The organism is Mesorhizobium sp. M7A.F.Ca.CA.002.15.2.1 (assembly GCF_003998715.1).
Lineage (GTDB): Bacteria > Pseudomonadota > Alphaproteobacteria > Rhizobiales > Rhizobiaceae > Mesorhizobium > Mesorhizobium ciceri.
This window is the reverse complement of the sequence record NZ_RZPI01000605.1, coordinates 1-3,488: the sequence shown is the minus strand read 5'-3', so window position 1 is coordinate 3,488 and position 3,488 is coordinate 1. Positions and strand designations below refer to the sequence as shown.

At 61.7% G+C, this 3,488-nt stretch carries 5 protein-coding genes and 1 pseudogene; 1 reads left to right on the top strand and 5 read right to left on the bottom strand.

Annotation, left to right across the window (positions count from 1 at the left end):
* Nucleotides 1-123 precede the first annotated feature (123 nt).
* From ENZ74_RS26030 to ENZ74_RS26015, 4 genes are all read right to left on the bottom strand, one after another.
* Complete coding sequence (locus tag ENZ74_RS26030; protein WP_013532398.1) at nt 124-531, bottom strand: hypothetical protein; 408 nt, start codon at nt 529-531, stop codon at nt 124-126.
* Nucleotides 531-758 (bottom strand): hypothetical protein, encoded by a 228-nt coding sequence (locus ENZ74_RS26025; protein WP_013532399.1) that lies wholly within the window; start codon nt 756-758, stop codon nt 531-533. The genes ENZ74_RS26030 and ENZ74_RS26025 overlap by 1 nt, the downstream gene beginning before the upstream one ends.
* Before the next feature lie 359 nt (nt 759-1,117).
* Nucleotides 1,118-1,327 carry a cold-shock protein gene (locus ENZ74_RS26020; RefSeq protein WP_010915421.1) on the bottom strand — a complete coding sequence of 70 codons (210 nt, stop codon included), beginning with the start codon at nt 1,325-1,327 and terminating at the stop codon, nt 1,118-1,120.
* 427 nt (nt 1,328-1,754) lie between these two features.
* Nucleotides 1,755-2,408 carry a glutathione S-transferase family protein gene (locus ENZ74_RS26015; RefSeq protein ID WP_164761212.1) on the bottom strand — a complete coding sequence of 218 codons (654 nt, stop codon included), beginning with the start codon at nt 2,406-2,408 and terminating at the stop codon, nt 1,755-1,757.
* Between the two features lie 198 nt (nt 2,409-2,606).
* Here ENZ74_RS26015 and ENZ74_RS26010 point away from each other — a divergent pair, with 198 nt between their 5' ends.
* Complete coding sequence (locus ENZ74_RS26010; RefSeq protein WP_013532401.1) at nt 2,607-2,786, top strand: CsbD family protein; 180 nt, start codon at nt 2,607-2,609, stop codon at nt 2,784-2,786.
* 57 nt (nt 2,787-2,843) lie between these two features.
* On the opposite strand, the pseudogene ENZ74_RS26005 reads toward ENZ74_RS26010, so the two are convergent.
* Nucleotides 2,844-3,488: pseudogene (locus ENZ74_RS26005) on the bottom strand (metallophosphoesterase); the annotation flags it as partial.

The window sequence follows — 3,488 nt, the reverse complement described above, 5'->3', positions numbered from 1 at the left end:
TGGAACAGGTCGGTCGCGGCCTGGGTGGCGTCGCCGGCTTTCGGCGCGGCAACCGGCTTCGCCGGTTTTGCCGCAGCACCCGAGGCTGCCGGCTGATCCTTGGAGGAGAATTTTATGGCCATGTCAGTCCTCGTCGGCGAAGCGCGATGATGGGGCGCGCGGATTGCGCAGGCGGCCGATCAGCGCCGAAACGGCCGTGATGTTCATTTCCTCGGGCGACCAGTTTTTCACCGCCTCGATGTGATGGGCTGCCAGCTCGCGATGCGTGCTGCCGCTGTAGGCGGCGTCCTGATACGTCACCCGCTCATGGGTCTTGGCGTCTTCGCGGACATACTCGATCAGGTAGTTCGGGCATTCGGCGCGGCCGCGCACGCCGACGCGAACCTGGGCATCACCGTGGGCACGCTTGCAGCGCTCGAGCTTTTCCAGCACACGCCGGACGAATTCGACCGGCTTGTCGAGGCCTTCGACCATATCGGCAATGGTTGCGTCGGCGGCGATCGGTGTTGGCGGTACGCGTTTGGTGGCCATCAGCGTCGTCCGGCCCGCTTCGGCAAAGCGGCTAGCGCGGCGGCGGCGGCCATCTCGTCGGCCTCCTTCTCCAGGCGCAATTCGCGCAGACGCGCGGTCTTGGCTTCGCGTGCCTCACTGACGGCGTCGCGCTCGGAATTGATGCGGTTGAGCGACATCGACTGGGTTTGCGTCTTGCTGAACAGGGACACGGCCTGATCGACGGTTGTCTTTGAACTGGTGGTCAAATCTTTCTCCTGTCAGGAGCCTGTGCCGATGGAGCGAGACCGGGTCTTCGGTCAGGATCACGCACAAAGCAATACGCGCGGCGAATTCAAATTGCTGGAGCGTCCCTTAGCACGTCCAGGCCGGCGCGCAGCGCACTTTCGGCGGCAAGGCGCGGAAAATGAAAAAGGCCAGGCACCGCCTGACCTTCCATGAGAGCGTCGCGCAACCAGATGACATCCAAAAGGATGCACCGCACGGGAACGCCCTGCTTATGCACATGATATGCCGTGGAAACTCAGGTCTCCGCGGCCATGCGCCCGAATTCGCCACTCACCGGTGCCAGTACATCCGTGGTCACCGGGAGAGCAGAATTCGTTTTTCAGGCCGCCTTCAACTGGTCGGCGGACATCTTGCCCGACTTGTTGTCGCGGACCATCTCGTAGCCGAGCTTCTGGCCCTCGACGATGTCACGCATGCCGGCGCGCTCTACGGCCGAGATGTGGACAAAAACGTCGGCCGAGCCGTCGTCAGGCTGAATAAAACCAAAACCTTTGGTGGCGTTGAACCATTTAACTGTGCCGGTGCTCATGACGAACCCTTTCCATGGCAAATATTCGTTCGACGCCATGCGGATGCACAACGTCGTTTGTCCCGATTTTTGATGTGGGAAGTTCGTCAAAGGCGCGCTCGAAAGCGCGGATAACAAAAGTCAGTCAAACAAATATCGACGATTTGCTTGTAGGCTTCTTTTGGCGCGCTGTCAAATTTGCATAAAGCCACAGATGCGGATTTCTCCCAAAACGCCAGGCCAAACCAGCTGGCATGACGGCAAACCGGGCGCCAAACAGCGCGCTTGCGCCAAGTTGAAAAAATTTTCTGGCATCCAGGAACCATCCGCGCAAAGGCGCATTTATGCCTTGTCGTCAGCAGTTCGTGAGAGCAATCGAAAGAACGGTTGATGGCAAAGACGCCCCCCGCACGATAAAAGGTGCGAGGGGCGTTTTCGTTGGATCCGGCTATTCGTCCGGGCCGGGTTCCGGCCACCTCTCCTTGGGCGCCTCGGCATACCAGTGCCGCATCGCCGGCGTTGCCAGCACGGCGTCGAGATAGGCGCGCGTATCCGGCGCCAGCGTGCCGCCATAGGTGTCGAAACGGGTGACGACAGGCGCATACATGGCGTCGGCCGCGGTGAAATGGCCAAACAGGAACGGGCCGCCCCTGCCGTATTTTTCCCGGCACTCGCGCCACAGCGCCTCGATACGGGCGCGTTGCGCCTCGCCCTCGGCGTCGAGCGGCTTGTGGCCCTTCGGCCGGCGCAAATTCATCGGCCAGCCATAGCGGACCTCGCGAAAGCCGGAATGCATCTCGCTCGCGGCCGAACGCGCCAGCGCGCGGGCGTCGATATCGGCCGGCCAGAGCTTTTTCTCGGGAAACAGGTCGGCGAGATATTCAAGGATAGCAAGGGTTTCCCAGACGATCTTGCCATTGTGATTCAGCACCGGCACCTGACCGGTCGGCGACACTTTCGCCAGATTGGCAAAGGTTTCAGGTGTGCGCAGCCGCACGAAACCTTCCTCGAACGGGATCTCCAGATGCCTCATCGCCAGCCATGGCCGCAACGACCATGAGGAGAAACACTTGTTGCCGATGTAGAGCGTGAATTCAGCCATTTTTCTCCCCGCATGCACGGCCATCCAAATTCCATGGTCGACGCGTGTTCGCAGCCTAGCCCACCAGCCTTGCCCCAGGGCGGCGGCCGCGCGACCTGATCTGCCGTCCGGGCGACGCCTGGAACCTAACCGACGCCGGCTCGTTAGCTACCGCAAATGAATTCCTCCGAATTCAGAACCCCAGGAGATGCGCAAAAAATGGTGAACAAGGATCAGGTTGCGGGCGTGGCCAAGCAGGTCAAGGGCTCGGTCAAGGAAGCCGCGGGCAAGGCAACCGGCAACAGGCAGACCCAGGCCGAAGGCACGGGAGACCGGACCGCCGGTAAGGCGCAGAAGGCCTATGGCGACGTCAAGGACAAGGTCAAGAAGGCGCTCTGATCCGACATCGGCAAACGCGCTTTATCGAGGGAAAGGCGGTCGCGAAGGCCGCCTTTTTCAGGTGCTCCAACCCTTGCTGAAAGCATTGGTGAAGGCGACCTCGCCGTGATCGCCGGTCGCCTCGCCCAGCACCACGTCCATGCCGTCGCTGGTCACCCTGGCCAGCGCGAAACCGCCCATATAGGCAGCCTTCGGCTTGAACAGGTCGATCCCGTCCCTGCGATAGATCAGCGGCGTTTCGTGCTGGTGGCCATGGAAAATGCCGACGATATTGTAGCCCTTCAGCGCCGCCAGCAACGCCTGCCGGTCGGCCTCGCTCCACCAATGCGGCGCACCACTGCCGTCATCATCGAAGTGCCGCTTGGCGGCATCCCAACGTTCCACCGAGAAGGTGTCCCAGCCATAATGCTGGAACAGGATGACCGGACGGCCGTCCGCCGCATAGGTCGCCAGATCCTGCTTCAGCCATGGCAGGCTGCTCTCGGCGCCGTGGCCGGTATCGCCGGCGAAACGATGCGTCTGGATCAGATGCAGGCCGCCCCAGTCCCAGGAGTAGCAGTCGGTGTCGACATCATAGTCGGTGGCCGGCACCGGCGGCTTGAAGAACACGCCGGCGCGAACTGCGCGACTATGTCGAGGTCAACCATCGCGCCGATACCAGTCGACATGGTGCGGCGGGCCGTTCTGGTCGAGATCATGGTT

What these genes read in the sequence shown, in the direction of transcription:
- ENZ74_RS26030 (WP_013532398.1), bottom strand. Translation starts at nt 531, where the DNA reads ATGGCCACCAAACGCGTACCGCCAACACCGATCGCCGCCGACGCAACC.
- ENZ74_RS26020 (WP_010915421.1), bottom strand. Translation starts at nt 1,327, where the DNA reads ATGAGCACCGGCACAGTTAAATGGTTCAACGCCACCAAAGGTTTTGGT.
- ENZ74_RS26015 (WP_164761212.1), bottom strand. Translation starts at nt 2,408, where the DNA reads ATGGCTGAATTCACGCTCTACATCGGCAACAAGTGTTTCTCCTCATGG.
- ENZ74_RS26010 (WP_013532401.1), top strand. Translation starts at nt 2,607, where the DNA reads ATGGTGAACAAGGATCAGGTTGCGGGCGTGGCCAAGCAGGTCAAGGGC.